This window comes from Taklimakanibacter deserti, from assembly GCA_003574785.1.
Genome location: QORU01000012.1, coordinates 16755 through 42136, shown reverse-complemented (window position 1 = coordinate 42136; position 25382 = coordinate 16755). Strand labels below are relative to the sequence as shown.

Sequence of the window (25382 nt, the reverse complement as noted above, 5' to 3'; positions counted from 1 at the left end):
GCGCAAGCCGGTTTCGATTGCGCCTCATTGACCGCCCGGCGGGCGATTTCTAGATTCAACCCATGAGCATCCATTCGCAGAAGCCCCTCATCGATGAACGGTTGCCGGGGCTCGCCCAGCTCGACCAGCGTTCCCGCGACATCTTCCGGCGCCTCGTCGAGACCTATCTCGATACCGGCGAGCCCGTCGGCTCGCGCACCATCTCGCGCATCCTGCCGTCGAGCCTGTCGCCGGCCTCGGTGCGCAATGTGATGATGGATCTCGAGGATTCGGGCCTCATCTATTCGCCCCATACCAGCGCCGGGCGCGTGCCGACCAATGCCGGTCTGCGCTTCTTCGTCGATGCGCTTCTCGAAGTAGGCTCGATCTCGCCCGAGGAGCGCGTCCGCATCGACGCGCAGATGTCGGGCAGCAACCGCTCGCGCCGGGTCGAGGAAGTCTTGGCCGAGGCCACGACCCTGCTCTCGGGCCTCTCGCATTGCGCCGGGCTCGTGGTGGCGCCCAAGGCCAATGCGCGCCTGAAGCATATCGAATTCGTGAGCCTGGCGCCGAGCCGCGGCCTCGTCATCCTCGTCGCCGAGGACGGAACCGTCGAGAACCGCACCATTGATATTCCCGTGGGCCTCCCGCCCTCCGCACTCGTCAAGGCGTCGAACTATCTCTCGGCGCGCATGCAGGGCAAGACGATCGGCGAGGTGCAGCGCCTGATGCAGGAAGAGATCACGACGCTCAGGACCGAGCTCGACGAATTGACCGCCAAGGTCATCGCCGACGGCGTCGCCACCTGGGCGGGCAATGCCGAAGAGGATGACCGCACCCTGATCGTCAAGGGCCAGGGCAATCTCATCGAGAACCTGACCGCGCTCGAGGACCTCGAGCGCATCCGCCAGCTCTTCGACGATCTCGAAAACAAGAAGGGGCTCATCCAGTTGCTGGGCCTCGCCGAGACGGGCGAAGGCATCCGCATCTTCATCGGCGCCGAGAACAAGCTCTTCTCGATGTCGGGCTCATCGCTGATCGTGGCGCCCTATCGCAACAGCGAGGAGAAGATCGTGGGCGCCTTGGGCATCATCGGGCCGACGCGCATGAACTATGCCCGCATCATCCCGATGGTCGACTATACCGCCCGCATCATCGGGCGGCTGATCACGTGAAACGCTTCCGGTAGTATCAGATTTCGAAGCCTCGATTCCACCATCGGTTTGGATTTGATCGATCGGACGCGTAGTCGGCGCGCGTCGCAAAGCCTTCGATCACATATATGACCGGCTCCTCGAGGGTGTGGGCATGGCGAACGGCTTCGATCGCCTTTCCAAGCATTTCCGGATCCTTCGGTAGAGAAAACGTAAGCACACGCACGGGAACCTTGCTTGTGCTCTCGCGCTTGCCCGATTTGGCACCCTCCTGCGGACGGAAGAAACAGGTGCCGAACGCACTCTCGAGCGCCACTCGATCATAGGAACCGTAGTTTAGGCCGACTGCCTCGGTGAGTGACTCGCGTATGCGAGCATCGTCCTTTTCCGTGAGCTCCACCCATACGAACCACACCGGCTCCAGGGCGCATGTTTTAAGAGGTATGGCCTGATGATTGGCAATCATTGGAACCTCCGCAGTTTCAAACGGAAGGCATCCAGACTAGGATCGCGCAGCCATTCTTGCCAGCCTTGAATTATCGGGATGTGAGCGTGCGGACGTCGAGGGAATTGACTTGGACTTTGCCGGCAGGGCGGGATTAAAATGCGACAAGCTTCATGGCGAGGGGATCTATGACGCATGAAGATTTGACGATGACGCGCGAGGCCGCTTGCGCGTGCGGGCAATTGCGCCTCACTTGCGAAGGCGAGCCGTTGCGCATCGCGATCTGCCATTGCCTCGACTGCCAGAGGCGCACCGGCGTTCCCTTCTCGATGCAAGTACGCTATGCGCGCGACAAGGTGACGGCGATCACCGGCAAGAGCACGCAATTCACGCGGCCGGCGGAGAGCGGCAACAGCGTCACCTTCTCCTTCTGTCCGCTCTGCGGCTCGACCGTCTTTTGGGAGCTCTCAGCCTTTCCGGGCGTGCTCGCCGTCGCGGTCGGCGCCTTCGCCGATCCGCAATTTCCCGCACCGCGCCATTCCGTCTTTGAAAGGCGGCGGCATCATTGGGTCGATCTTTCAGGTCTGCCCGATATCGAGCATCTCGATTAGCCGATGATGCTCGCCATGAAATCCGGCAGCGGCCGGTTGTGGGACTTAAGAAAGCGCGCCATCGCGCCCGCCACCTGACGAATGGCGGGCCTTTCCGTAAGGCGTTTGCGCCAGGCGATCAGTTTCGGCGTCGCTTTCGTCATAGGCGCCCCCATGCGGGCGGCGAACAGCTGCGCCATGTAGAAGGCGATGTCGGCGTAGGCGTAAGTGCCGGCAAGGTAGTCCACTCGAGCAAGCTCGAGCTCCATCTCCTCATAGAAACGCGCAGAGGCCTCGCGCGCCGCGACAGCCGCCGGATCGTCAGGCCTGTCCTGCAGCCCCATCAGGCGGATGATCGGCGGGAAGAAGACCTCGTCGGATTTGAGTTCGAGCAAACGCGCCCGGGCGCGGGCCGCTGCGTCCGCGGGCCACAGCGCCGGTTGCGGCTTCAGTTCCTCGAAATATTCGAAAATTTGGGTCGAATCAAAGATCTCGACCGCACCATGGATGAGGACCGGCACCTGTTTCTTGGGATTGATGCGGAGCACCTCAGGATGCTTGGGCTCATAGAGGCGCTCCATGTCGAAGGGCACCATGATCACCTCGACATCGAGCCCCTTCTCGAGCGCCGCGATCTGGGTTTTGGCGCCATACATGCTCAAGGGCCCCGAATAGAGGCGCATTTGCTGTCCAGGCATTGTTTCCTCTCGAGAAGCGATATCCGGGCCCTTTGTAGCGGGCCAAGTGCCCTATTGTGTCAGTTGACCCCGGACCCCGTTAGCGGGCTTGATTTTTCCGTCCCAAACCCTGATATCCCGCCCGAAACCCATTCCACCGCTCGAGAGTTCAGGATCGTTATGATTGAAGACGCGACCAAAGATACCGTGCCCGAAGAGGCGAATGCGCCGGAAGTTCCGGAAGCCGAGCCCGTGAGCCTGTCCGAGGCCGAGATCGACCCGCGCGACGCCGAGATCCTCGCTTTCAAGGAGGAAGCCGGCAAGCTCAAGGATCAGCTCCTGCGTACGCTCGCCGAGATGGACAATCTGCGCAAGCGCATGGAGCGCGAGAAGGCGGAAGCGACGCTTTATGCCGCGACCAACTTCGCCCGCGACATATTGAGCGTCAGCGACAATATGGACCGCGCTCTGGCGACCGCCGAGGCCGACCACCTCAAGGAAGCGACCGAGCCGGTCAAGAATCTGGTGGCCGGGGTCGAGATGACGCGGCGCGAATTGCTCAATGTCTTCGAGCGCCATGGCATCACCCGCGTCGATCCGCTGGGCGAAAAATTCGACCCGCATTTCCATCAGGCGATGTTCGAGGTGCCGACCAACGAGAAGCCGCCGGGCACGGTGATGCAGGTGATGCAGGCGGGCTTCAAGATCGGCGACCGGGTCCTGCGTCCGGCGCTTGTCGGCGTCGCCAGGGCGGCGAAATAGGCCAGGGCTTCACGCTCACCTATCGTCATCCCGGCGAAAGCCGGGATCCAATAAATTCTCACCCACCCGAGCAGCGCCGCCGCTTGCGCTTATTCAATGGGCCCCGGCTTTCGCCGGGGTGACGGATCATGCGTGGTGCGACAAATCTCTGATCGTCGCATTTCGGCCATTGAGCGGATTGTCGGGATTCCAGGGCAGCGCCGTGACATAGGTGCGGATCGAGAGCGCGTCATACATGAACAGCCGGCCGGCCAGGCTGTCGCCAATGCCCAAGATCTCCTTCATCACCTCCATCGCCTGGATCGAGCCGATGATGCCGGTGAGCGCGCCCATGATGCCCGCTTCTTCGCAGGCCGGCACGAGGCCCTCGGGCGGCGCCTCGGGATGGAGGCAGCGATAGGTCGGATAGGGCAGCCCTTGCGCATCCCTCAGATGCGGCTTGAAGGTCGAGAGCTGGCCGTCGAACTGGCCGACGGCCGCGGCCACCAGGGTCTTCTTCGCCAGATAGCAGGCATCGCTCACCAGGAAGCGGGTCGGGAAATTGTCCGAGCCGTCGGCGACGATGTCATAACGGGCGATGATATCGAGCGCATTCGCGGCGGTGAGGCGGGTCTTGTGACCGACCACATTCACATGCGGATTGAGATCATTGAGGGTCTGCTGCGCGCTTTCGGTCTTGGGCTGGCCTAAGCGCGATGAGCCATGGATGATCTGGCGCTGCAGGTTGGAGAGCGACACGTCGTCGTCATCGATGACGCCGAGCGTGCCGATGCCGGCGGCGGCGAGATAGAGCAGGACCGGGGCGCCAAGGCCGCCCGCGCCGATGACCAGGACCTTGGCCGCCTTGAGCTTGGCCTGGCCGGGCCCGCCCACATCCTGCAGCACGATGTGGCGGGCATAGCGTTCCAGCTCCTCGCCCGAAAGCTTCATCAGCTTCGTCCCGTCGAGCCGAAGCCTCCTTGACCGCGCGACGTCGAGGAAAGCTCATGCTCCTCCTTGAGAACCACGCGCGTCACGGGAGCCACGACCATTTGCGCAATGCGATCGCCGCGCTTGACGGCGAAGGCCTCCACCCCAAGATTGATCAGGATCACCTTGATCTCGCCGCGATAGTCGGCATCGATCGTGCCCGGCGAATTGAGCAAGGTCACGCCATGCCTGGCGGCGAGGCCCGAGCGCGGCCTGACCTGCGCCTCGAAGCCCTCCGGCAGGGCGATGGCGAAGCCCGTCGCCACCATGGCGCGTTCGCCGGGCGGCAGGAGCGCATCCTCGGCGGCTCTCAGATCCATGCCGGCCGCATGCTCCGTCTCATAGGCGGGAAGTGCGAGGCCCTCGCCATGGGCGAGACGCCGGATCGCGACCTCGGTCATGCCTTCGCTCCGATCCGCCTAGCGAAATCCTCCATCAGCCGGCGCGCGACTTCGCGCTTGTCGAGCTCGGGCCAGCTTTCGACGCCCGTCGCCGAAACCAGATGCACGGTATTGCGCTCGCCGCCCATCACGCCCTTGTCGGCGCTGACATCATTGGCGACGATCAGGTCACAACCCTTCTTGGCGAGCTTCGCCTTGGCGTTCTCGACGACATTCTGCGTCTCGGCGGCGAAGCCCACCACGAGCTTCGGCCGCTTGCTCTTGGCCTGGGCCACGGTCTTGAGGATGTCCGGATTCTCGGCGAGCTTGAGGTCGGGCAGGCCGCCCGCCCCTTTCTTGAGCTTCTCTCCGGAGGCCGCGGCGACACGCCAGTCGGCGACGGCGGCGGCGAAGATCGCGATATCGGCGGGAAGCTCGGCTTCCACGGTTTTGAGCATCTCGGCCGCGGTCTCGACCGGCATCATCTGGGCGCCGGGCGGGATCGGCAGATGCACGGGGCCCGACACCAGGATCGTCTCGGCGCCCAAGGCGACCGCCGCTTCCGCCAGCGCATAACCTTGCCGGCCGGACGATCGATTGGCGATGTAGCGCACCGGATCGATCGGCTCATGGGTGGGACCGGCGGTGATGAGCACCTTGCGGCCGGCCAAAGGCCGCGACCCTGTGCCGGCGCCCATCAAAGGCAAGGCACCGCCGGCAAAATAGGCCTCGATGGCGGCCAGGATCTCCGCCGGCTCCGCCATGCGCCCCGGCCCATATTCGCCGCAGGCCATCTCGCCGTCATTGGGGCCGACGGTGAGCACGCCATCCGCCTTGAGAAGGCCGAGATTGCGCCGCGTCGCCGGATGCTGCCACATGCGCACATTCATGGCCGGCGCCAGCAGGATCTTCTTGTCGGTCGCGAGCAAGGTGGTGGAGGCGAGATCATTGGCGAGGCCGTGCGCCATCTTGGCCATCAGATCGGCGCTCGCCGGCGCCACCACCAGGAGATCGGCCGAGCGCGACAATTCGATATGGCCCATCTCGACCTCGTCGGTGAGGCTGAAGAGATCGGTATAGACCTTCTCCTTCGTCAGGCTCGCGACCGAAAGCTCGGTGACGAACTCTGAGGCCGCCTTGGTCATGATCGCGGTGACCTTGGCCTGGCGCTGCTTGAGCAGCCGGATGAGCTCGAGGCTCTTATAGGCGGCGATGCCGCCGCCGATGACGAGGAGAACGCTTCTGCCGGAGAGGGTTGTCAGCATGAGATCACATCCCTTCAAAAGATCAGGCTCAAGGCGATGGCAATCAAGGCGGCGGCCCCTGCGACGAGCGCATAGCGGCCCGCACGCGAATGCCGGGCCTGCGCGGCAGCCAAGGCCTCCGTCGTCTCCCTGTCGAGCTTGATGCCGCCGGCATTGGCCATGTCGGCCAGCATATGGGTTGCAGCCTGCGCCTCAACCAGCATTTCGGGCAAAGTGGTAAAGAGCCGGCCGAGCGAGGCCGCCCCAACCGCTGCGCCCTCGATCTGGCCCCACGGCCCGAGCTTCTTCTCGATCCATTCGCGCAAGACGGGCTCCGAGGAATTCCACATGTTGAAATGCGGATTGAGCATGCGGGCCACACCTTCGACCACCACCATCGTCTTCTGCAACAGGAGAAGCTGCGGCTGGGTCGCCATGTCGAACTGGCCGGTCACCTCGAATAGCTGGGTGAGCAGGCGCGCCATCGAGATCTCATGCGCCGGACGGTCCATGATCGGCTCGCCGATCGCGCGCAGCGCCTGCGCGAAGACCGCGGGATCCTGATGCTGAGGCACATAGCCCGCATCGAAATGCACTTGCGCGACGCGGGCATAATCGCGCCGGATGAAGCCATAGAGGATCTCGGCGAGGAACAGGCGCTCCTTGGGCGTGAGCCTGCCCATGATGCCGAAATCGACGGCGACGAGATTGCCCTGGGCGTCGGCGAAGAGATTGCCCTGATGCATGTCGGCGTGGAAGAAGCCGTCGCGTATGGCATGACGCAGGAAGCTCTGGATGACCGTGTCGGCGAGGCGGTTGAGATCGAGGCCGCGCGCCTGGAGCGCCGCCATGTCGGACAAGGGCGTGCCCTCGATCCAGTCGGTGGTGAGCACTTGCCTCGCGGTCAATGGCCATTCGACCTTGGGGACGCGGAAGCCCGGGTCATCCGCGACATTGCCCGCCATCTCCTTGATGGCGGCGGCTTCCATGCGCAGATCCATCTCGAGCTTGACCGATTGCGCCAGGGTCTCGGTGGCATCGACCGGGCGCAGGCGCCGCATCGGCGCGCTGACGCGCTCGATCAGGCGGGCGGCGAAGAAGAAATCGGAGAGGTCGCGGGCGAAGCGCTGCTCGATCCCGGGCCTCAGGATCTTGACCGCCACGTCGCGGCCGTCGCGCGTCGTGGCGCGATGCACCTGGGCGATCGAGGCCGCGGCCACCGGCGGGCTGAAAGACGCGAAGATCTCGTCCGCGCCGCGGCCGAGATTGAGCCTGATCATCTGGCGCGCCACGCCCAAGTCGAAAGGCGGCAGGCGGTCCTGGAGCTTGCGCAATTCCTCGGCGCGCGCCGGACCCACGATATCGGGCCTGGTCGCCAGGAACTGGCCGAGCTTCACATAGCTCGGGCCGAGCTCGGCCAGAGCGCCGCTCAATTTGCCATTGCCATGCGATTTGGTCGCCACCAGCTTCGCCAGATGCAGGCCGCAGCGCGCCGACCATGGCAGCGCTGCCGTGTCCTCGGGCGGCGGAAAGGCGTCATGGCGTGCCAGCACCCAGCCGACGCGGGCGAGGCGGAAGACGTGACCGAAAAATCCCATCAGATGCGCCAGCCCCAATGGATGGCGACGATTGAGCCCGAGAGGCTCCTATGGCCGACATGGCCGAAGCCCGCCGCGGCGATCATCGTTTCGAATTTCTCAGGCTCCGGGAAGGTGCGGATGCTTTCGACGAGATAGCGATAGGGGGCACCATCGCCCGTCACCACCTTGCCGATCGCCGGAATGGTGGTGAAGGAATAGGCGTCGTAGATGGCGGCAAGGCCCGGCACGTCGACATGGGAGAATTCGAGGCACTGGAATTTGCCGCCGGGCTTCAGCACCCGATAGGCCTCTTGCAAGGCACGGTCGATATGGGTGACGTTCCTGATGCCGAAGGCGATCGTATAGGCATCGAAGCTCTTGTCGGGGAAGGCCAGGCTTTCGGCGTTGCCGACGGTGAAATGGCATTGCCCGGTGAGCCCTTCGGCGCCCGCGCGCTTCGCCCCTTCCGCCACCATCTCGGGCGAGATGTCGGCAATGGTGATATGCGTGCCTAACCCTCCGGCGCGGGCGATGCGGAAGGCGATGTCGCCGGTGCCGCCCGCCACGTCGATGACCTGGAAGTCGCGCGGGCCCCGGGGCGGCGACAGCAAGGTGACGAAATCGTCCTTCCACAGGCGGTGCAGGCCCCCAGACATCAGGTCGTTCATCTGGTCGTAGCGCAAGGCGACCTTGGAAAAGACCTCGTTCACGAGGCCCTGTTTCTCCGCTTCCGCGACGGTGCGAAAGCCGAAAGGTGCCGTTTCTTCAGGCGTGTCTGTCATGGCGGCGGACCATAGAACAGGACGGCCCCGAATGCCATGGCGCCCTGACGCCTACCCTACTGACACCTTCCGTCACTTGGGGCTCTTAAGCATAATCCTTATCCTTAGCGTCAAATTGGTCTAACACCATCCCATGCCGGAACTCCCCGAAGTCGAAACCGTGATGCGCGGCCTCGAGGCCGTGCTTACCGGGCGGCGCATCCACAAGGTCAGGCTCGCCCGCGGCGATCTGCGCTTTCCCTTCCCGCCCGACTTCGCCAAGCGCGTCGAGGGCCGCATCGTGCTGCGCCTCAAGCGGCGGGCGAAATACATCCTCGCTTTCCTCGAGGGCGGCGAGGTCCTGATCCTCCATCTCGGCATGTCGGGCCGCTTCACCGTCATCGACGCCAAGGGCCGCATGACCGGGCTCGGCGAATTCTACGAGGAGAGTTCAGCACCCGACGGCGGCTCAGGCCCGCATGATCACGTCGTCTTCACCCGCGAGGATGGCCTGCGCGTCATCTATACCGATCCGCGCCGCTTCGGCCTCATGGACCTCGTCGGCGAAACCGGGCTCGACAGCCACAAGCTCCTCGCCCAAATCGGCGTCGAACCCTTGGGCAATGAATTCGACGCCGCCTATCTCGCGCAAGCCTTCCGGGCCAAGAAAGCGCCGCTCAAGGCCGCCCTCCTCGACCAGCGGCTCATCGCCGGCCTCGGCAATATCTATGTCTGCGAGGCGCTTTGGCGCGCACGTCTGTCGCCCAAGCGCAAAGCAGGGAGCCTGGTCAAGAAGACCTCGTATGATCCGCGGCTCGAGGAGCTGGTGCGCCATATCCGCGCCGTGCTCTTGGAGGCGATCGCCGCCGGCGGGTCGACCTTGCGTGACTTCGTCCAGCCGACGGGCGATGCGGGGTCGTTCCAGCAGGTCTTCGCCGTCTATGACCGCGAAGGCGAGAAGTGCCGCAGGCGTCAATGCGGCGGCACCATCAAGCGCATCGTGCAGGGGGGCCGCTCGACCTTCTATTGTCCCAAGTGCCAGAAATAGCCTATCTGTCGCCCTCAAAACGGGATCAGCGAGAGAGAAGCCATGACCTATGAGAACATCCTTGTCGAAACCCATGACGGCGTGGGCCTCATCCGGCTCAACCGGCCGCAGGCCCTCAACGCGCTCAATGCCGCGCTGATCAAGGAGCTCGGCCAGGCACTCAACGACTTCGACCAGGATCCCAAGATCGGCGCCGTCGTCCTCACCGGCAGCGAGAAAGCCTTCGCCGCCGGCGCCGACATCAAGGAAATGGCTGCCAAGTCCTATATGGAAGCCTATCTCGGCGATTTCCTCGCGAGCTGGGATCGGGTGGCGCATCAGCGCAAGCCCGTCATCGCCGCGGTCGCGGGCTTTGCCCTTGGCGGGGGCTGCGAGATCGCTCTCATGTGCGATTTCATCATCGCGGCCGACACGGCGAAATTCGGCCAGCCCGAGATCCAGTTGGGCGTCATGCCGGGTGCCGGCGGCACGCAGCGCCTCCCGCGCTATATCGGCAAGGCGAAGGCGATGGACCTCATCTTGACCGGGCGCATGATGGATGCGGCCGAAGCCGAGCGCTCGGGCCTCGTGGCACGCGTCGTGCCGGCCGACAAGCTCGTCGATGAAGCCCTTGCGGCGGCGAAGAAGATCGCCTCCTTCTCGCAGCCCATCGCGATGATGGCCAAGGAATCGGTGAACCGCGCCTTCGAGACGACGCTCGCCGAAGGTGTGCGCGTCGAGCGCCGCCTGTTCCATGCGATGTTCGCGACCGAGGACCAGAAGGAGGGCATGGCGGCCTTCGTCGAGAAGCGTAAAGCCCAATTCAAGAACCGCTGAAACCTCGCCCGATCAGCCGGACGCGGCCCAAGCTCCCGGATCCTGCGCGCGCCCGATCAGGGCCAGGCCATAGGCGATCGATTCGAACTGGTCGCCGGTGGTCAGTTTCGCCAAGCCGAAGCGCTCGCCGAAGATCCGCCAGATCGCCGGTATGAAGGACGATCCGCCGGTCAGGAACACCTTGTCGATCTCATGGGCGCCAAGCGCCGCTGCCTCGAGCGCCTGGTCCACCGTCTGGGCGATGCGCTCTACGTCATCGCCGATCCAGCCTTCGAATTCGGCACGGGTGATCGTCTCGCTCAGCGCGAGTTTGCCCGCCGCAAAACTGAATTCAGCACTCTCGGCCGATGACAGCGCCATCTTGGCGGCGCCGACGGCGCGATAAAGGGCAAAGCCCAGGTCGTTCTCGATGATGTCGATGAGCTTGGCCAAAGGTTCGGGATCGATGGCGGCGCGCTGCAATTCGACGAGCTCCTTCAGATCGCCATTCGTCTTCATCATCGCGAGCAGGTTCCAGCGCGCGAAATTGGCGTAATAGCCATTGGGAATGGTGAGCGTCTTGTCGAAGGAGCGGTAGCTGGCCCCCTTGCCGAGGCGCGGCGAGACGACATTGTCGATGATGCGGTAATCGAAAGCATCGCCGGCGATGCCGATGCCGCTATGGCCCAAGGGACGGGCTTCCATGCGTCCTTGCCGGCGCTCGAAGCGCATGACCGAGAAATCGCTGGTGCCGCCGCCGAAATCGGCGACCAGGATCGTCGCATCCTGACGCAGCTGGCGGGCATAGAAGAAGGCGGCGCCGACCGGCTCATAGACATAATGGCCGTGATCGACGCCGAGCCGTCCGAAAGCTTGGCGGTAGCGCCGCATCGCCAGGGCCTCGTCGGGGCTGGCGCCGGCGAAGCGCACCGGCCGGCCGATCACGATCCGTGGGCGGCCTGAGAACGAGAAAGCCCGATCGGCATGGCGCAAGAGGCTGCGCAGGAAGGCCGAGAGCAGGTCCTCGAAGCGGAAATTCTGGCGGAAGATGCGCGTCTTCACGAAGGAGGGACTGGCCGCGAAGGTCTTGAAGGACTGGATGAAGCGATGTGCCGCCGTGCCCTCGATGAATTGCTCGACGGCCCAGGGACCGCCTTCCATGCGCAGCTGCGCGCTCTCGCCCTGGTGCTCCTCCCAGAAGCACAGGGCCGAATTATAGGTGCGATGGACGACGCCGCCCTGGGTGAACCGGATCGCCTCGGCCTCGCCTTCGGGACCGGCAAGGGCGATGACGGTATTGGTCGTGCCGAAATCGATGCCGATCGATATGTCCGCGAGGTCACTGTGCATGGTCGGCTCTTGAGAGGTGAGCGGCGGCCGTCCCGCGGCGGGCAAAGTTTCGCTTCGCTCGCTGTCGAACTGGGGATGGCCAGGGGATCGGGTGCCTATAGCACGCTCGTCGCTGCGATCAACGGCAAGAGATGCGCCGCGCCAGCAAATGCGCTAGATTACCCCAAGATAACCGGAGAGCGGACATGAAGCTTCTGCCGCGACAAAGCCTGGCCGCCGTGCTGGTCCTCGCTGGCCTCGCCGGGGCGCCCGCTTTCGCCAATCCGCAAAGGCTCCCGGTGAGCGGCCCCTGGTCGTCCGGGGATTACGTCGAGGCGATCTTCGCCGTGCAGAATGGCGTCATCACCCTGCCGCGCCAGGGCAATCCGAAGACCGGGATGTTCTTCGACCGGCTCATCGACCGCGGCAATATCGAGGCCGTGATGGCCGCCTCGCTGAGCCAGGCGGAGAAGCGCCGGGATATCCTCATCATCCTCTCGGCGACCGGGGAATTCCGCGGCCGCTATGGCTATGCTGTCGCCCTTGGCGATGACGTGCAAGGCGAGCTTGTCGCGATCCAGATCTTCCGGCTCTATCTGATCGACCGCCTGGCCACGCTCGACATGCAGGATGAGGCCGAGAAAATTCGCTGCTCGAGCGCCATCGCCACCGCCCTCGCCGGCACCCTCGACACGCTGGCGGAAGGGCCGCTCTTCACCACCGACCAGCTTCTGGCCCTGAGTGCCGCGCTCGGGCGGCATTATCCAGTCATCCGCACGAAGCTCGATCCTGAGGAGAACCAGTCTATCCTGCAGCGGCTGCAAGGGATGGCGGCGGCGCAGAGCGATCCCGCTCTCAAATCCGCTTTCGCCGGGGCGCTCGCGGCGGCACGAGGCGGCAATTGACGGCGCGGGCTCAGGCGACTATAAGCCCGCCAACCGATAAGGGGACATGGGCCGCATGCTCAACATCGAGCGGCGGCATTTTTGCATGGAACCGATATCGACCGGTTTCAACTTTCAGGATGTGATTCATGGCGAACACCAGTTCGGCGAAAAAGGCGACACGCGTTTCGGCTCGCCGCGCCGTCATCAACAAGAACCGCGTGAGCCGGGTGCGCTCGTCGGTGCGCAAGGTCGAGGAAGCGATCGCTTCCGGCAACAAGACTGCCGCGGAAGCTGCTCTCAAGGCTGCCGAGCCCGAACTGATGCGCGGCGCGCAAAAGGGCGTCGTCCACAAGAACGCGGCGTCACGCAAGGTGTCGCGGTTGTCGAAGCGCGTGAAGGCTATCAAGTAACATTCTGAAATCGTTTCAAAATACAGCCGGGTTTCCGGTCATCCACAGACGGCGCGCCAGGATATCCCCGGCGCGCCGTTTTTCTTGTTCAGCCCGCTGACGGTTAGGCGCAAGGATTTTCATTATTTTTCATTGCGTTAGCGGAGTGCGATAAGGCGATTGGGCAAAGGCCGGCAAAAACCCTCGGGCCCAAAGCGAGGAATCTAAATATTGTGATGACTGTGGTTTTTGCGCACTCAGCCAGGCCCCGCGATTGAATCTTACATGCGAGTCAACGACTTGACGCCGAATGTTGTGACGTGAGAGTCAATCGGCGCGAAGCCGATTCTGAATTCCGCACACGGATGATCGCCCCACTTCGGTTGTAACGGGACCGGGCTTGTGGCTATGGTCTTTGGGCGCTGCCTGAGGGGCTGCGTCACGGCAAGATGGGTAAGTCAGTAGAGGTCACAACCGGGGCTACAAAGTGACCAGGTTTTCTAAATTTAGTTCGCCTTAGGTTCGATCGAACCGGAAAGGAGTTTTGCTTGCGGATCAGTGGATCCGCAAGATGGGAAGTTGCGTGCCGAAAGCGCGGCTAATCGCTTGAGTACAAGAAACTAAAGGGGTTTAGGTGTGATGACAGATGCGGCAGGGATCGAGCTCAAGCAGAGCTGGAACAGGATCGCGCAAAGGCTCAAGGCCGAGCTGGGCGATGATCTCTATACAAGCTGGTTTGCACGGATGGAGCCTGAGGAATGCACCGATGGCCGGCTGGCCGTCTCCGTCCCCACCCGTTTCCTCAGAAACTGGATCGAGACGCATTACGCGCAGAAACTTCTGAAAGCGAGCGAAGCCGAGCTCGGCCATCTCGACAATGTCCATGTCAAAGTCCGCACCAGGGGCGTGCCGCAGCGCCCGCAGGATGTCGCCGAGCGGCGCATCGTGCGCGAGGACCAGACCGAGCCGTCGGCCCGCACAACGGTGCAGCCCACCATAACACTGGGGCAGCAGCCCGCCACCGAGCGCGGATCGCCGCTCGATCCGAGCCAGACCTTCCACAGCTTCATCACCGGCGGCTCGAACCGTCTCGCGCATGCCGCCGCACAGCGCATCTCGGAATCGCAGCCGGGCCTCCCGGTGAGCTTCAATCCGCTGTTCATCCATTCGGCCGCCGGCCTTGGCAAGACGCATCTGCTCAACGCCATCGCCTGGCGGGTGCGCGAGCGCCATCCCGAACGCAAGGTGCTGTTCATTACCGCCGAGCGCTTCATGTATCATTTCATCGGGGCACTCAGGTCGCGCGACACGATCGGCTTCAAGGACTTCTTCCAGTCGATCGACGTATTGCTCATCGACGACTTCCAGTTCCTGCAAGGCAAGTCGATGACGCAGGAATTCTACCACACCTTCAACTCGCTGGTGGACGCCAAGCGCCAGATCGTGATCGCCGCCGACGCGCCCCCGGCCCAGCTCGACGCCATCGACCAGCGCATGCGCTCCAGGCTCATGGGCGGCCTCGTGGTCGACATCGAGCTGCCCGAGCTCGATCTGAGGCGCGAGATCCTGGCCCGCCGCCTCGCCGAGGTGGCGGCGCGCGATCCGCAAATCCGTGTCGATCCCGACGTCGTCGAATTCATCGCCAACAAGGTGCAGGGCGGCGGCCGCGAGCTCGAAGGCGCCCTCAACCGGGTCATCGCGCATCAGCAATTCTCGCATGCGCCGCTCTCGGTCGATCTCGCCGCCATGGTTCTGCGCGACATGTCGGCCAATCCCGATCAATGCCGGGTGCGCATCGACGACATCCTGAAAGTGATCGGCCGCCACTACAATGTGGCCCGTGCCGACCTCCTGTCGCCGCGCCGGGCCCGGTCCGTGGTGGTGCCGCGCCAGGTCGGCATGTATCTCGCCAAGAAGCTGACCCCGCGCTCTTTGCCCGAAATCGGGCGCCGGTTCGGCGGTCGTGATCATAGTACGGTCCTGCATGCGGTGCGCAAGATCGAAGAGCTGATGAAGAGCGACGACCGGCTGGCCCGCGAAGTCGCCCTATTGATCCGGCTCATCGAACAGCAATAGACAAGTCTGGCACGCCGGGCCTAATGTTTCCGGCCCAGGCTAGACAGGATTCCAAGAATATGCGGGTGACTATCGAAAGATCGGCCTTTCTCAAGGCCCTCAACCATGTGCAGAGCGTGGTCGAACGGCGCAACACCATCCCGATCCTGTCCAACGTGCTGGTCCAGGCGAAAGGCGACAGCGTCAAGCTCACCGCCACCGATCTCGATATCGAGATCATCGAGACGGTCGCGGCCGAGGTGGCCCAGGACGGGGCCGTGACGGTCGCCGCCCATATGCTCTATGACATCGTGCGCAAGCTTCCCGACGGAGCCCAGCTCGAGCTCGACCAGGGGCCGGATCCCGGCCGCGTCGGCATCAAGGCCGGCCGCTCGCGTTTCGCGCTCCAGGCGCTGCCGCCCGAGGATTTTCCCGATCTCAATGCCGGCGAGCTCTCCAACCGCTTCACCCTGGCGGCGGCCGATCTCAAGGGGCTGGTCGAGAAGACGCGCTTTGCCATCTCGACCGAAGAGACCCGCTATTATCTGAACGGCATCTATCTGCACGAAGTCACCACCGGCAAGATGCTGCGCGCCGTCGCCACCGACGGCCACCGCCTGGCCCGGGCGCAAGTGGCGCTGCCGTCGGGCGCCAAGGGCATGCCCGGCATCATCGTGCCGCGCAAGACCGTGCTCGAGCTCGTCAAGCTCATCGAGAGCGACGAAGGCGAGATCGAGGTGGCGCTCTCCGCCTCCAAGATCCGCTTCTCCTTCAACGGCCTCACTTTGACTTCCAAGCTGATCGACGGCACCTTCCCCGATTATGAGCGGGTCATCCCGCGCAACAACGACAAGACGCTCGATGTCGACACCAAGCTGTTCTCCTCGGCCGTCGACCGGGTGTCGACGATTTCCTTCGAGAAGGGCCGCGCGGTGAAGCTCAATGTCGGCGACGGGCGCGTGGTGCTCACCGTCAACAATCCCGATTCGGGCTCGGCGGAAGAGGAGATCGCCGCCACCTATGAAGCGGAGCCCATCGATATCGGCTTCAATTCGCGCTACCTCCTCGACATCGCCTCCCAGATCAAGAGCGACACGGCGAGGTTCCAGCTCGCCGATGCGGGCTCGCCCACCATCGTTCTCGATCCTTCCGACGACCAGGCGCTCTATGTGCTGATGCCCATGCGGGTGTGAGGCATTTACCCCCTCCCCGCAGGTGCTGGACGGGGGTAAGGAGGGGCGATGCCCTCCGCCTTCATCCTGACCCGGCTGACGCTCACCGACTTCCGCAATTACGCGTCCCTCAGGCTCGACCCGGGTTCCGGCCTGGTCGCGCTTACCGGTCCCAATGGCGCCGGCAAGACCAATCTCATCGAGGCCATCTCGCTTCTGGCGGCCGGCCGTGGTCTCAGGGGGGCGCTCTTCGAGGACCTGGCCCGCCAGGGCGGCAACCGTGGCTGGGCCATCGCCGCCCATGTCTCTTCGCCCGAGGGTGAGACCCGGCTCGGCACCCAATGGACGCCCGAAGGCGAGGCTCAGAGCCAGACACGGCACGTGGTCATCAACGGCATCCCGCAAAAGAGTCCCGGCATCCTTGCCCATCATTTGCGGGTCATCTGGCTCACCCCGGCGATGGACCGGCTGTTCGCCGGGCCCGCTTCCGACCGGCGCCGCTTTCTCGACCGGCTGGTCACCGCCAACGACCCCGAGCATGCCTCGCGCGTGCTCGTCTTCGAGAAGCTCATGCGCGAGCGCAACCTCCTGCTCGAGGATCAGCGTCCCGACTTGACCTGGCTCTCAGGCCTCGAGGCGCAGATGGCGGAGGCCGCGGCGGCCATCGCGGCGGCCCGTCTCCATGCCGTCCAGGCCTTGCAAAACCACATAAAATTCCTACTTAAAGGGAGCGCTTTTCCCGCCAGCACCTTAGGCCTTCAAGGCGATCTCGAGGATCGCCTCAAGACCATGCCGGCGGTGCAGGCGGAGGATGAATATCGTAAACTCCTCGCCGAATCGCGAGGCCAGGACAAGGCGGCGGGACGCACGCTCAATGGCCCGCACAGGAGCGATCTTCTGGTGACCCACGAGCCCAAATCCATGGCCGCGGCGCTGTGCTCGACCGGCGAGCAGAAAGCGCTTCTCATCGGGCTCATCCTGGCGCAGGCGTCTTCCGTCGCCGAGGAATCGGGCGCCGCTCCGGTCCTTCTTCTTGACGAAGTTGCGGCCCATCTTGACGTCAAAAGGCGGTCCGGACTGTTCGAAACGCTACGCCAACTCGGCGCCCAGAGCTTCATGACCGGCACCGACAGAGAGCTGTTCAACGGGCTTGGCAAGACGGCTGATTTCCTCCATGTGGAGGGTGGAATCGTAACGAGGCAGTAATGGCTGATCCGATCAAGAAACAGGCCGAGGATTACGGCGCCGAGTCCATCAAAGTCCTCAAGGGCCTTGATGCGGTGCGCAAGCGCCCGGGCATGTATATTGGCGACACCGATGACGGATCGGGCCTCCATCACATGATCTATGAGGTGGTGGACAATGCCATCGACGAGGCCTTGGCAGGCTATTGCGACCGCGCGACCGTCACCCTCAATGCCGATGGCTCCTGCACCGTCTTCGACAATGGCCGCGGCATCCCGACCGACATCCATCCGAGCGAAGGCGTCTCGGCGGCCGAGGTCATCATGACCCAGCTCCATGCCGGCGGCAAATTCGACCAGAATTCCTACAAGGTGTCGGGCGGCCTGCATGGCGTCGGCGTCTCGGTCGTCAATGCGCTCTCGATCTCGCTCAAATTGCGCATCTGGCGCGGCGGCAAGGAACACGCCATGAGCTTCACCAACGGCGTCGCCGATGCGCCGCTCGCGGTGGTGCGCGACAGCCATGACAAGCGCGGCACGGAAGTGACCTTCCTGCCCTCGCCCGAGATCTTCACCAAGACCGAATTCGACTATGCGACGATCGAGCATCGCCTGCGCGAGCTGGCCTTCCTCAATTCCGGCGTGCGCATCGTGCTTACCGACCGGCGCGGCGTCGAGCCCAAGGAAGTCGAGCTCTTCTATGAGGGCGGCATCCAGGCCTTCGTGCGCTATCTCGACCGCACCAAGCAGGCGCTCGTCTCGGAGCCGATCATGATGAAGGGCGAGAAGGACGGCATCACCGTCGAATGCGCCCTGTGGTGGAACGACAGCTACCACGAGAACGTGCTGTGCTTCACCAACAACATCCCGCAGCGGGACGGCGGCACCCATCTCGCGGGCTTCCGCGGCGCCCTCACCCGCGTCATCAACAACTATGCCGCCTCGAGCGGCCTCGCCAAGAAGGAGAAGGTGGCGCTCACCGGCGATGATGCGCGCGAGGGCCTCACTTGCGTGCTCTCGGTCAAGGTGCCCGACCCCAAATTCTCGTCCCAGACGAAGGACAAGCTCGTCTCCTCGGAAGTTCGCCCGGTGGTGGAGAGCCTGATCGGCGAAGAGCTCGCCGCCTGGTTCGAGGAGCATCCGCAGGATGCGCGCCAGATCGTCGGCAAGGTGGTCGAGGCTGCGGCCGCGCGTGAAGCAGCGCGCAAGGCGCGCGAGCTCACAAGGCGCAAGGGTGCGCTCGATATCTCATCGCTGCCCGGCAAGCTCGCCGACTGCCAGGAGCGCGATCCCGCCAAGTCGGAACTGTTCATCGTCGAGGGCGACTCGGCCGGAGGCTCGGCCAAGCAGGCGCGGAACCGCGAGAACCAGGCGGTGCTGCCGTTGCGCGGCAAGATCCTCAATGTCGAGCGCGCGCGCTTCGACAAGATGCTGTCCTCGGCCGAGATCGGCACGCTCATCACCGCCTTGGGCACCGGCATCGGGCGCGAGGAATTCAACCCCGACAAGCTCAGATACCACAAGATCATCATCATGACGGACGCCGATGTCGACGGCGCCCATATCCGCACGCTGCTGCTCACCTTCTTCTACCGGCAGATGCCGGAGATCATCGAGCGCGGCCATCTCTTCATCGCCCAGCCGCCGCTCTACAAGGTGAAGCGCGGCTCTTCCGAGCAATATCTCAAGGACGGCAAGGCGCTCGAGAACTATCTCATCGATACCGGGCTCGAGGGCTCGAGCTTGGCGCTCGCCTCGGGTGCGGAGCGCGCCGGCGCCGATCTGCGCGAGATCGTCGAGGAGGCGCTCTCGGTCAGGGCAGCACTCGATGGCCTCCATTCGCGCTATTCGCGCACCGTCATCGAGCAGGCGGCGATCGCCGGTGTCCTCAATCCGGAAGTGCTCTCCAATATCGAGAATGCGACCGCAGCCGCAGGCTATATCGCCAGACGGCTCGATGCCATCGCGGAAGAGACCGAGCGCGGCTGGACCGGCTCGCCCTCGACCGATGGCGGCCTCGTCTTCGCCCGCGAGGTGAGGGGCGTGAAGGAAAGCTGGACCATCGATGCCAAGCTCATCGGCTCGGCCGATGCGATACGCCTCGACAAGAAGGCGGCGCATCTGCAGGAAGTCTATGCGCGGCCCGCCAAATTACGCCGCAAGGATGCCGAGAAGACCATCCATGGTCCGATCGACCTGCTCGAAGCCGTCTTCGCCGCGGGCCGCAAGGGCATCACGATGCAGCGCTACAAGGGCTTGGGCGAAATGAATCCCGAGCAATTGTGGGAGACGACGCTCGACTCCAATGTGCGCTCGCTGCTGCGCGTGCGGGTGAGCGAGCTCGACGAGGCCGACGACATCTTCACCAAGCTCATGGGCGATGTGGTCGAGCCCCGCCGCGACTTCATCCGCGAGAACGCGCTGTCGGTCGCCAATCTCGACGTGTGATCTCCTTCACTCCAAGATCGTCGCGAGCTTCGCCAGCACTTCATCGACAATCGCCTGCGGCACGCTTTCCAGCTTGCGCCCGTGGCGCGCCCCAAGATCAAGCGCACGCGGCTGATCGCAGCGCACGACGCCCGTCGTGCTGGTTCCGGCGCCCATCAGTGATACGGCGAACCCCGCCATGCGCGCAAAATTCCCTCCGCCGGTGATCGGCAGCACCACGGGGACTTTCGTCACTCGATTGAAAGCGCCCGGCGAGATGATGAGCACCGGGCGCTTGCCTTGTTGTTCATGGCCTGAAGTCGGATCGAGCGAGGCCAGATAGATGTCGCCACGCTCCATCACAAAAGCTCATCACCAACCGGCTTGCTTTCGAGCCATTCGCGATCCTCTTCCGGACGCTTGGCCGAGGAGTCACATTGGGCCAGCAGTTCGGCAAGGGTGTAGCGCGGCCGTGCTTGTGGCTCGACGACCAGCCGGCCCTTTTCAACAGCTATGCCAACCTTGGCTCCGGCGCTCAGCTGAAGGAGATCAAGCAAAGCGGGGGGCACGGCCAGCATGATGGAACCACCAACCTTGCGGAGATTGGTCATATGCATAAGCATCTCCATTTATTATATATAAATATAACATTCCTCAGACTCTTTCAAGCCCTGGTGAGGGTGCGTCTCATCTGATCTGCTTTGAATTCTTGCCCCGGGCCTTTCCTTTCGCTATAGACCCGCCGTCCAGGCCGCCCGCCTTTGACGGGCGCGTTCATTGGGGTGCGTTAGGTCCAGCCTCAGGCGCCCCTACCTGTTTCCGGATCATCTCGAGTTCAAGCCTGGTGTGGCCGTGATGTGCCGGAAATGACGTGGTTTGCCCGCCCGGCACCTATTTTGGTGACGGCGCCCGGCGGGAGGTCCTGCGGATATTACCGTGGGCCAGCCTCGATATGTTAGGAAACCTGACCCTCATGGCAAAAACTGCCGATACACTCAATCCGACCCGCGCCGACTTCGAAGCCCTGCTCGCCGAATCCTTCGGCACCTCGACCTCGGCCGAAGGCTCGGTCGTCAAGGGCCGCGTCGTCGCGGTCGAGAACGACTTCGCCATCATCGATGTCGGCCTCAAGACCGAAGGCCGCATCGCCCTCAAGGAATTCTCCCAGCCCGGCAAGGACGTCGCCCTCAAGCCCGGCGATGACGTCGAGGTCTATCTCGAGCGCATCGAGAATGCGCTCGGTGAAGCCGTGCTGTCGCGCGACAAGGCGCGCCGCGAGGAAGCCTGGGCCCGCCTCGAACAGTCCTCGGCCAACAACGAACGCGTCGACGGCGTGATCTTCGGCCGCGTCAAGGGCGGCTTCACCGTCGATCTCGGCGGTGCGGTGGCCTTCCTGCCCGGCAGCCAGGTCGATATCCGTCCGATCCGCGATGTCGGCGCGCTCATGAACGTGACGCAGCCCTTCCAGATCCTCAAGATGGACCGTCGCCGCGGCAATATCGTCGTGTCGCGCCGCGCCATCATGGAAGAGACCCGCGCCGAGCAGCGCTCGGAGCTCGTCCAGAACCTCACCGAGGGCCAGGTGGTCGACGGCGTGGTCAAGAACATCACCGATTACGGTGCGTTCGTCGACCTCGGCGGCATCGACGGCCTGCTCCATGTGACCGATATCGCCTGGAAGCGCGTCAATCATCCTTCCGACGTGCTCTCGGTCGGCCAGACGGTCAAGGTGCAGATCATCCGCATCAATCCCGAGACCCAGCGCATCTCGCTCGGCATGAAGCAGCTCGACAAGGATCCGTGGGAAGGTGTGGCGGCGAAATATCCGATCGGCGCCAAGGTCAAGGGCCGCGTCACCAACATCACCGATTATGGTGCGTTCGTCGAGCTCGAGGACGGCATCGAAGGCCTGGTCCACGTCTCGGAAATGAGCTGGACCAAGAAGAACGTGCATCCGGGCAAGATCCTCTCGACCTCGGAAGAGATCCAGGTGCAGGTGCTGGAAGTCGATCCCTCCAAGCGGCGCATCTCGCTCGGCCTCAAGCAGGTCCAGCAGAATCCGTGGGAGAGCTTCTCCGAGAAGCATCCGACCGGCTCCCTCGTCGAAGGCGAGATCAAGAACATCACCGAATTCGGCCTGTTCGTCGGCCTCGACGGCGATGTCGACGGCATGGTGCATCTCTCCGATCTCGACTGGAAGCGTTCCGGCGAGGATGCGATCAAGGACTACAAGAAGGGCGACCATGTGCGCGCCCAGGTTCTCGATGTCGACATCGAGAAGGAGCGCATCTCGCTCGGCATCAAGCAGGTGGGCGGCGATCCGATGGAGAGCCTGGCCGGCGTCAAGAAGGGCGACACGGTCACGTGCGAAGTCGTCGGTGTCGAGGAGCACGGCCTCAATGTGAAGATCGCCGGCTCCGAGATGACCGCCTTCATCAAGCGCGCCGATCTGGCGCGTGACCGCTCCGAGCAGCGCCCCGAGCGCTTCGCTGTGGGCGAGAAGGTCGATGCCAAGGTCACTCAGATCGACTCGAAGGCGCGCCGCATCACCGTCTCGATCAAGGCGCTCGAAATCGCCGACGAGAAGGCGGCGGTGGCGCAATATGGCTCGTCCGACTCGGGCGCCTCGCTCGGCGACATTCTCGGCGCCGCGCTCAACAAGGCGAAGAAGGACGCCGAGTCCAAGAACTAAAACCTAAGGCCGGGCGGCGACGCCCGGCCTCTTCTTCCTGGCGCGCATCCCGGCGAAGTGGAATCACTTCGCCGAAAAGGATTCGCGCCAAATTATTATGTGGGAGCAAATCCTTATCGCCAAAGTCTGCAACTTTGGCGGGATTTGCTCTAACGCCAAATCGGGCATCCCTTCCCGATGCCTTAATTTGCACCTCCGGCCGGCCTTAAAACCGCAATCCCGGATCATGTAAGGAACCCCCGCGCAATGGCGAGCGAAGCTGAACTCATCATCGACCGCCGGCGGCTCAAGCGCCGTCTCACCTTCTGGCGTGTGGTCTCCGTCCTCCTGTTCATCGGCGGGCTCCTGGCGCTCGCCGCCGCTTTCGGCGGCTTCGATCTCAGCAAGCAAAGCGATCACATCGCGCGCGTGAAGATCTCAGGGCTCATCACCGGCGATCAGAAGACCCTCGACCTCCTAGAGGAGATCGCCAAGGCCGATCATGTGAAGGGCCTGATCCTGCGCATCGACAGCCCCGGCGGCACCACCGCGGGCTCCGAAGCCATCTATGAAGCGGTGCGCAAGATCGCCAAGGACAAGCCGGTCGCCGCGGTGATGGATACGGTCGCAGCCTCGGGCGGCTATATCACCGCCATTGCCGCCGACCATATCGTCGCGCGCGGCAACACCATCACCGGCTCCATCGGCGTCATCTTCCAATGGGCCGAAGTCTCGAAACTGCTCGAGACGATCGGCGTCCACATGCAGGAAATCAAGTCGGGCGACCTCAAGGCCGAGCCCTCGCCCTTCAAGCCGCTCTCCGAGAAGGCCCGCGAAGTGTCCAACCAGATGGTCCAGGACAGCTTCGCCTGGTTCACCGGCCTGGTCGCCGAGCGGCGCAAGCTGCCCATCGACAAGGTGAAGGTCCTGTCGGACGGGCGCGTCTATACCGGCCGGCAGGCGGTGGCCGAGAAGCTCATCGACGAGCTGGGCGGCGAGGACAAGGCGGTCGACTGGATAAAGAAGGAAAAGAAGCTTTCCGACGACATCGCGGTCACGGACTGGAAGGCCGAGAGCGAGGATGACGGGCTTTTGGGCCTTGGCCTCAAAATCACCTCCGGCGCCCTCAAGGCGCTGGGCCTGCCCGACCTCGCCGAACAGGCGAAATTGCAGAAACTTGACGGTCTCCTCTCGGTTTGGCACCCTTCGCTGCAGTAAAGTCAGGCGAGCGGGGCCTAAAATGATCAAATCGGAACTGATCCAGAAGATCGCCGAGAAGAACCCTCATCTCTACCACCGGGATGTGGAGCGCATCATCAATACGATCTTCGACCAGATCATCAGCGCGATGAAGAGCGGCGACCGGGTGGAATTGCGTGGTTTTGGCGCCTTTTCGGTGAAATCGCGCCAGGGCCGCCAGGGCCGCAATCCGCGCACCGGCGACCCGGTGACGGTCGAGCCTAAGCACGTGCCCTTCTTCAAGACCGGCAAGGAATTGCGCGAGCAGCTCAACCGCAGCGAGCCGTGACCTTTCGCCGAATCATCAACTGGGCGATCGGGCTGCCGATCGCCGTGATCGTCATCGCCTTTTGCGTGGCCAACCGGCAGTGGGTCGAAATCTCCTTCGATCCCTTCTCGAGCACCAGCCCCTTCGCCACCATGTTTATGCCGCTCTGGGCCCTGGTCTTCATCGGTATATTCTTCGGCATGATCGCCGGCTGGATCGCCTGCTGGTTCGGTCAGGGCAAATGGCGGCGCGCCACCAAGGAGGCGCGCGTCGACCTGCAGCGCGCCCAGGACGAAGCCCAGCGCTTGCGGCGCGAGCAGCAGGACCGATTGAGCATACCCAACCAGACATCATGAAGATCATCTCCGCCTCCGAACTCGCCCAAGCCGCCCCCTATCGCGACATCGTCGAAGCCCTGCGCCAGGGTTTCCGCGACGACATCGAAACCCCGGTGCGCCACCAGCATCAGACATCCGACGTGGCGATCCTGTTGTTGATGCCGGCCTGGTCGAAGGACTTCACCGGCCTCAAGACCGTGGTGTTCAAGAGCGACAACCCGGCCCAGGGGCTGCCGACGATCACCGCCAGCTATCTCCTGATCGACAACCGCACGGGCGCCACCGTCGCCATGATGGACGGCACCGAGCTCACGCGAAGGCGTACCGCCGCGGCGAGCGCCCTTGCCGCCGACTATCTCGCCCGCAAGGACGCCTCGACCATGCTGATGGTCGGCACCGGCGCTTTGGCTGCGCATTTCGTGCGGGCCCATGCCGCCATGCGCCCGATCAGGACGGTGCTGCTCTACAACCGCTCAGCCCACAAGGCGGAAGGCCTCAAGGCCGAGCTCGCCAAGGACGGTTTCAAGGTCGGCATCGTCACGGATCTCGAAAAGGCCATGGGCGAGGCCGACATCATCTCTTGCGCCACGACCTCGAGCGAACCCATCCTGCGCGGAAAATGGCTCAAGCCCGGCACCCATGTCGATCTCGCCGGCGCCTTCAAGCCGCAAATGCGCGAGACCGACGGCGAGGTCATCGCCAGGGCCCGGGTCTATGTCGACACGAGGGAAGGGGCCGAGGCCGAGGCGGGCGACCTTCTCCAGGCCGCGCAGGAAGGCAAGTTCCGCATGGAAAATATCCAGGGCGATCTCTTCGGCCTCTGCCGCGGGAAGACGGCGGGCCGGCGCAACAGCGATGAGATCACGCTGTTCAAGTCCTGCGGCACGGCGATCGAGGACCTCGCCGCCGCGACCTTGGTTTATTCGAGGAGCTGAGGGCTTCTCGGTTTGCCGATGCGATCCGGGCAGAGACGCTGACAAGATTGCCAGTTGCCCCACGGGCAGGTACCATGTCGCTTCCAGGATCTGCCTCGGTCATT

At 63.6% G+C, this 25382-nt stretch carries 26 protein-coding genes; 16 read left to right on the top strand and 10 right to left on the bottom strand.

Annotated elements, in window-relative coordinates; translation table 11 throughout:
- Nucleotides 1-62 precede the first annotated feature (62 nt).
- On the top strand, nt 63-1154 hold the full coding sequence (gene hrcA, locus DS839_RS23990; protein ID WP_119273026.1) for a heat-inducible transcriptional repressor HrcA: 1092 nt from the start codon (nt 63-65) through the stop codon (nt 1152-1154).
- Between the two features lie 16 nt (nt 1155-1170).
- Here the strand turns inward: hrcA and DS839_RS23985 are convergent, their stop codons facing one another.
- The gene (locus DS839_RS23985) at nt 1171-1599 is read right to left on the bottom strand and encodes a hypothetical protein (RefSeq protein ID WP_119273025.1); all 429 of its coding nucleotides are present in this window, start codon (nt 1597-1599) and stop codon (nt 1171-1173) included.
- A 167-nt stretch (nt 1600-1766) separates the two neighbouring features.
- On the opposite strand from DS839_RS23985, the gene DS839_RS23980 reads away from it, so the two are divergent.
- Nucleotides 1767-2189 (top strand): GFA family protein, encoded by a 423-nt coding sequence (locus DS839_RS23980; protein ID WP_438816545.1) that lies wholly within the window; start codon nt 1767-1769, stop codon nt 2187-2189.
- Here the strand turns inward: DS839_RS23980 and DS839_RS23975 are convergent.
- Nucleotides 2186-2866 carry a glutathione S-transferase family protein gene (locus tag DS839_RS23975; protein WP_368911874.1) on the bottom strand — a complete coding sequence of 227 codons (681 nt, stop codon included), beginning with the start codon at nt 2864-2866 and terminating at the stop codon, nt 2186-2188. The two genes, DS839_RS23980 and DS839_RS23975, sit on opposite strands and share 4 nt — an antisense overlap.
- A gap of 159 nt (nt 2867-3025) precedes the next feature.
- Between DS839_RS23975 and grpE the strand changes: the two genes are divergently transcribed.
- A complete protein-coding gene (gene grpE, locus DS839_RS23970) occupies nt 3026-3607 on the top strand; it encodes a nucleotide exchange factor GrpE (protein WP_119273023.1) in 582 nt (193 codons plus the stop codon).
- Between the two features lie 126 nt (nt 3608-3733).
- Here the strand turns inward: grpE and DS839_RS23965 are convergent, their stop codons facing one another.
- The 5 genes from DS839_RS23965 to ubiE are packed head-to-tail and all read right to left on the bottom strand — an operon-like array spanning nt 3734 to nt 8562.
- On the bottom strand, nt 3734-4537 hold the full coding sequence (locus DS839_RS23965) for a HesA/MoeB/ThiF family protein (RefSeq protein WP_119273022.1): 804 nt from the start codon (nt 4535-4537) through the stop codon (nt 3734-3736).
- Entirely contained in the window at nt 4537-4977 is a 441-nt protein-coding gene (gene dut / locus DS839_RS23960) for a dUTP diphosphatase (protein ID WP_119273021.1), read from the bottom strand. The genes DS839_RS23965 and dut overlap by 1 nt, the downstream gene beginning before the upstream one ends.
- Nucleotides 4974-6221, bottom strand: coding sequence for a bifunctional phosphopantothenoylcysteine decarboxylase/phosphopantothenate--cysteine ligase CoaBC (gene coaBC, locus DS839_RS23955; RefSeq protein WP_119273020.1), 1248 nt, complete (start codon nt 6219-6221; stop codon nt 4974-4976). Before coaBC ends, dut begins: the two co-directional genes overlap by 4 nt.
- A 14-nt stretch (nt 6222-6235) precedes the next feature.
- Nucleotides 6236-7798, bottom strand: a complete 1563-nt coding sequence (ubiB, locus tag DS839_RS23950; RefSeq protein ID WP_119273019.1) for a 2-polyprenylphenol 6-hydroxylase — start codon at nt 7796-7798, stop codon at nt 6236-6238.
- Nucleotides 7798-8562: a bifunctional demethylmenaquinone methyltransferase/2-methoxy-6-polyprenyl-1,4-benzoquinol methylase UbiE gene (gene ubiE, locus DS839_RS23945; protein ID WP_119273018.1), complete on the bottom strand. Its 765-nt coding sequence runs from the start codon at nt 8560-8562 to the stop codon at nt 7798-7800. The genes ubiB and ubiE overlap by 1 nt, the downstream gene beginning before the upstream one ends.
- 133 nt (nt 8563-8695) lie before the next feature.
- On the opposite strand from ubiE, the gene mutM reads away from it, so the two are divergent.
- Complete coding sequence (gene mutM, locus DS839_RS23940) at nt 8696-9589, top strand: bifunctional DNA-formamidopyrimidine glycosylase/DNA-(apurinic or apyrimidinic site) lyase (RefSeq protein WP_119273017.1); 894 nt, start codon at nt 8696-8698, stop codon at nt 9587-9589.
- Nucleotides 9590-9631: 42 nt separating this feature from the next.
- Complete coding sequence (locus DS839_RS23935) at nt 9632-10405, top strand: enoyl-CoA hydratase (RefSeq protein ID WP_119273016.1); 774 nt, start codon at nt 9632-9634, stop codon at nt 10403-10405.
- Nucleotides 10406-10417: 12 nt separating this feature from the next.
- Here the strand turns inward: DS839_RS23935 and DS839_RS23930 are convergent, their stop codons facing one another.
- Entirely contained in the window at nt 10418-11734 is a 1317-nt protein-coding gene (locus DS839_RS23930; RefSeq protein WP_119273015.1) for an Hsp70 family protein, read from the bottom strand.
- 185 nt (nt 11735-11919) lie between these two features.
- On the opposite strand from DS839_RS23930, the gene DS839_RS23925 reads away from it, so the two are divergent.
- The 6 genes from DS839_RS23925 to gyrB all read left to right on the top strand — a co-directional run bounded on the left by DS839_RS23925 (nt 11920) and on the right by gyrB (nt 19848).
- Nucleotides 11920-12618 carry a hypothetical protein gene (locus DS839_RS23925; RefSeq protein WP_119273014.1) on the top strand — a complete coding sequence of 233 codons (699 nt, stop codon included), beginning with the start codon at nt 11920-11922 and terminating at the stop codon, nt 12616-12618.
- 128 nt (nt 12619-12746) lie between these two features.
- The gene (gene rpsT, locus DS839_RS23920; RefSeq protein WP_119273013.1) at nt 12747-13010 is read left to right on the top strand and encodes a 30S ribosomal protein S20; all 264 of its coding nucleotides are present in this window, start codon (nt 12747-12749) and stop codon (nt 13008-13010) included.
- Nucleotides 13011-13628: 618 nt separating this feature from the next.
- A complete protein-coding gene (gene dnaA, locus DS839_RS23915; protein WP_119273012.1) occupies nt 13629-15065 on the top strand; it encodes a chromosomal replication initiator protein DnaA in 1437 nt (478 codons plus the stop codon).
- A gap of 59 nt (nt 15066-15124) precedes the next feature.
- Nucleotides 15125-16237, top strand: a complete 1113-nt coding sequence (gene dnaN / locus DS839_RS23910; RefSeq protein ID WP_119273011.1) for a DNA polymerase III subunit beta — start codon at nt 15125-15127, stop codon at nt 16235-16237.
- Between the two features lie 48 nt (nt 16238-16285).
- Nucleotides 16286-17422: a DNA replication/repair protein RecF gene (gene recF / locus DS839_RS23905; RefSeq protein WP_119273010.1), complete on the top strand. Its 1137-nt coding sequence runs from the start codon at nt 16286-16288 to the stop codon at nt 17420-17422.
- The gene (gyrB, locus tag DS839_RS23900; RefSeq protein WP_119273009.1) at nt 17422-19848 is read left to right on the top strand and encodes a DNA topoisomerase (ATP-hydrolyzing) subunit B; all 2427 of its coding nucleotides are present in this window, start codon (nt 17422-17424) and stop codon (nt 19846-19848) included. The genes recF and gyrB overlap by 1 nt, the downstream gene beginning before the upstream one ends.
- A 6-nt stretch (nt 19849-19854) precedes the next feature.
- On the opposite strand, the gene DS839_RS23895 is transcribed toward gyrB, so the two are convergent.
- Entirely contained in the window at nt 19855-20187 is a 333-nt protein-coding gene (locus DS839_RS23895) for a type II toxin-antitoxin system PemK/MazF family toxin (protein WP_119273008.1), read from the bottom strand.
- On the bottom strand, nt 20187-20438 hold the full coding sequence (locus tag DS839_RS23890) for an AbrB/MazE/SpoVT family DNA-binding domain-containing protein (RefSeq protein WP_438816544.1): 252 nt from the start codon (nt 20436-20438) through the stop codon (nt 20187-20189). Before DS839_RS23890 ends, DS839_RS23895 begins: the two co-directional genes overlap by 1 nt.
- A gap of 362 nt (nt 20439-20800) precedes the next feature.
- Here DS839_RS23890 and rpsA point away from each other — a divergent pair, with 362 nt between their 5' ends.
- From rpsA to lhpI, 5 genes are all read left to right on the top strand, one after another.
- Entirely contained in the window at nt 20801-22519 is a 1719-nt protein-coding gene (rpsA, locus tag DS839_RS23885; protein ID WP_119273006.1) for a 30S ribosomal protein S1, read from the top strand.
- 246 nt (nt 22520-22765) lie between these two features.
- Nucleotides 22766-23716, top strand: coding sequence for a signal peptide peptidase SppA (gene sppA / locus DS839_RS23880; protein WP_119273005.1), 951 nt, complete (start codon nt 22766-22768; stop codon nt 23714-23716).
- Between the two features lie 22 nt (nt 23717-23738).
- Nucleotides 23739-24026: an integration host factor subunit beta gene (gene ihfB, locus DS839_RS23875; RefSeq protein ID WP_119273004.1), complete on the top strand. Its 288-nt coding sequence runs from the start codon at nt 23739-23741 to the stop codon at nt 24024-24026.
- The gene (locus tag DS839_RS23870) at nt 24023-24361 is read left to right on the top strand and encodes a lipopolysaccharide assembly protein LapA domain-containing protein (RefSeq protein ID WP_119273003.1); all 339 of its coding nucleotides are present in this window, start codon (nt 24023-24025) and stop codon (nt 24359-24361) included. Before ihfB ends, DS839_RS23870 begins: the two co-directional genes overlap by 4 nt.
- Entirely contained in the window at nt 24358-25278 is a 921-nt protein-coding gene (gene lhpI / locus DS839_RS23865) for a bifunctional Delta(1)-pyrroline-2-carboxylate/Delta(1)-piperideine-2-carboxylate reductase (RefSeq protein ID WP_119273002.1), read from the top strand. Before DS839_RS23870 ends, lhpI begins: the two co-directional genes overlap by 4 nt.
- The last annotated feature ends 104 nt before the right edge of the window (nt 25279-25382 follow it).

What these genes read in the sequence shown, in the direction of transcription:
- sppA (WP_119273005.1), top strand. Translation starts at nt 22,766, where the DNA reads ATGGCGAGCGAAGCTGAACTCATCATCGACCGCCGGCGGCTCAAGCGC.
- ubiE (WP_119273018.1), bottom strand. Translation starts at nt 8,562, where the DNA reads ATGACAGACACGCCTGAAGAAACGGCACCTTTCGGCTTTCGCACCGTC.
- DS839_RS23985 (WP_119273025.1), bottom strand. Translation starts at nt 1,599, where the DNA reads ATGATTGCCAATCATCAGGCCATACCTCTTAAAACATGCGCCCTGGAG.
- DS839_RS23935 (WP_119273016.1), top strand. Translation starts at nt 9,632, where the DNA reads ATGACCTATGAGAACATCCTTGTCGAAACCCATGACGGCGTGGGCCTC.
- ubiB (WP_119273019.1), bottom strand. Translation starts at nt 7,798, where the DNA reads ATGGGATTTTTCGGTCACGTCTTCCGCCTCGCCCGCGTCGGCTGGGTG.
- coaBC (WP_119273020.1), bottom strand. Translation starts at nt 6,221, where the DNA reads ATGCTGACAACCCTCTCCGGCAGAAGCGTTCTCCTCGTCATCGGCGGC.
- rpsT (WP_119273013.1), top strand. Translation starts at nt 12,747, where the DNA reads ATGGCGAACACCAGTTCGGCGAAAAAGGCGACACGCGTTTCGGCTCGC.
- gyrB (WP_119273009.1), top strand. Translation starts at nt 17,422, where the DNA reads ATGGCTGATCCGATCAAGAAACAGGCCGAGGATTACGGCGCCGAGTCC.
- DS839_RS23975 (WP_368911874.1), bottom strand. Translation starts at nt 2,866, where the DNA reads ATGCCTGGACAGCAAATGCGCCTCTATTCGGGGCCCTTGAGCATGTAT.
- recF (WP_119273010.1), top strand. Translation starts at nt 16,286, where the DNA reads ATGCCCTCCGCCTTCATCCTGACCCGGCTGACGCTCACCGACTTCCGC.
- mutM (WP_119273017.1), top strand. Translation starts at nt 8,696, where the DNA reads ATGCCGGAACTCCCCGAAGTCGAAACCGTGATGCGCGGCCTCGAGGCC.
- DS839_RS23965 (WP_119273022.1), bottom strand. Translation starts at nt 4,537, where the DNA reads ATGAAGCTTTCGGGCGAGGAGCTGGAACGCTATGCCCGCCACATCGTG.
- lhpI (WP_119273002.1), top strand. Translation starts at nt 24,358, where the DNA reads ATGAAGATCATCTCCGCCTCCGAACTCGCCCAAGCCGCCCCCTATCGC.
- rpsA (WP_119273006.1), top strand. Translation starts at nt 20,801, where the DNA reads ATGGCAAAAACTGCCGATACACTCAATCCGACCCGCGCCGACTTCGAA.
- DS839_RS23895 (WP_119273008.1), bottom strand. Translation starts at nt 20,187, where the DNA reads ATGGAGCGTGGCGACATCTATCTGGCCTCGCTCGATCCGACTTCAGGC.
- DS839_RS23980 (WP_438816545.1), top strand. Translation starts at nt 1,767, where the DNA reads ATGACGCATGAAGATTTGACGATGACGCGCGAGGCCGCTTGCGCGTGC.
- dnaN (WP_119273011.1), top strand. Translation starts at nt 15,125, where the DNA reads ATGCGGGTGACTATCGAAAGATCGGCCTTTCTCAAGGCCCTCAACCAT.
- grpE (WP_119273023.1), top strand. Translation starts at nt 3,026, where the DNA reads ATGATTGAAGACGCGACCAAAGATACCGTGCCCGAAGAGGCGAATGCG.
- ihfB (WP_119273004.1), top strand. Translation starts at nt 23,739, where the DNA reads ATGATCAAATCGGAACTGATCCAGAAGATCGCCGAGAAGAACCCTCAT.
- dnaA (WP_119273012.1), top strand. Translation starts at nt 13,629, where the DNA reads ATGACAGATGCGGCAGGGATCGAGCTCAAGCAGAGCTGGAACAGGATC.
- DS839_RS23925 (WP_119273014.1), top strand. Translation starts at nt 11,920, where the DNA reads ATGAAGCTTCTGCCGCGACAAAGCCTGGCCGCCGTGCTGGTCCTCGCT.
- hrcA (WP_119273026.1), top strand. Translation starts at nt 63, where the DNA reads ATGAGCATCCATTCGCAGAAGCCCCTCATCGATGAACGGTTGCCGGGG.
- DS839_RS23890 (WP_438816544.1), bottom strand. Translation starts at nt 20,438, where the DNA reads ATGACCAATCTCCGCAAGGTTGGTGGTTCCATCATGCTGGCCGTGCCC.
- dut (WP_119273021.1), bottom strand. Translation starts at nt 4,977, where the DNA reads ATGACCGAGGTCGCGATCCGGCGTCTCGCCCATGGCGAGGGCCTCGCA.
- DS839_RS23930 (WP_119273015.1), bottom strand. Translation starts at nt 11,734, where the DNA reads ATGCACAGTGACCTCGCGGACATATCGATCGGCATCGATTTCGGCACG.